The organism is Citrobacter sp. VF227 (assembly GCF_052950715.1).
The window spans coordinates 1-454 of the sequence record NZ_JBRFVF010000472.1 but is presented as its reverse complement, the minus strand read 5'-3'; the positions used below and the strand labels follow the sequence as shown (position 1 = coordinate 454).

1 protein-coding gene and 2 pseudogenes are annotated in these 454 nt (G+C 54.8%); 1 reads left to right on the top strand and 2 read right to left on the bottom strand.

What is annotated here, in order from left to right; translation table 11 throughout:
- On the top strand, window positions 1–204 hold a 204-nt coding region (locus ACU8YC_RS27395), incomplete at its 5' end, for a hypothetical protein (RefSeq protein ID WP_446896312.1).
- An 8-nt stretch (window positions 205–212) separates the two neighbouring features.
- On the opposite strand, the pseudogene ACU8YC_RS27390 reads toward ACU8YC_RS27395, so the two are convergent.
- Window positions 213–317 (bottom strand): annotated as a pseudogene (locus ACU8YC_RS27390) (DUF1317 family protein); the annotation flags it as partial.
- Window positions 310–454, bottom strand: a pseudogene (locus ACU8YC_RS27385) (PerC family transcriptional regulator); the annotation flags it as partial. The pseudogenes ACU8YC_RS27390 and ACU8YC_RS27385, both read right to left, overlap by 8 nt.

Genomic DNA, 454 nt, shown 5'->3' with positions numbered 1-454 from the left:
CTCTGTGTCTTCACTCCACGGCCAATTGCTACCATCTTCACGTTCACCGATTTCAGTGAACCGTGTCTGTTTCCATCTGCTAGTACGGCGCGTCTGCGTCTTCCGGCCGTCGAGCATGCCGCGCACCATCTCAGCGTTAAATATCATCCCGCGCCCTTTCATGCTTCAACCTTCTTATTATTCATCAGCTCAGCAATCCGCTGAGCCTTTCATGGGTTTCTGATAACGACGCCGCCTGGCGCTAACCAACCACGGCGCAGAGTTGAATACACCAGCGTGATGCTACCGACGCGGATATTGTCGTGAGGGTTAGTCATACACCACCCCGCGACATCCGATTCCTGCGTATTCACGACGGCGCATGCCATTGCCTTTCGATATGCATTGCTCGCGGCGTAGCGCTATTCTTGCGCGTTCAACCTCACCGACCGCCGCATCCATGCACAGCAACCAA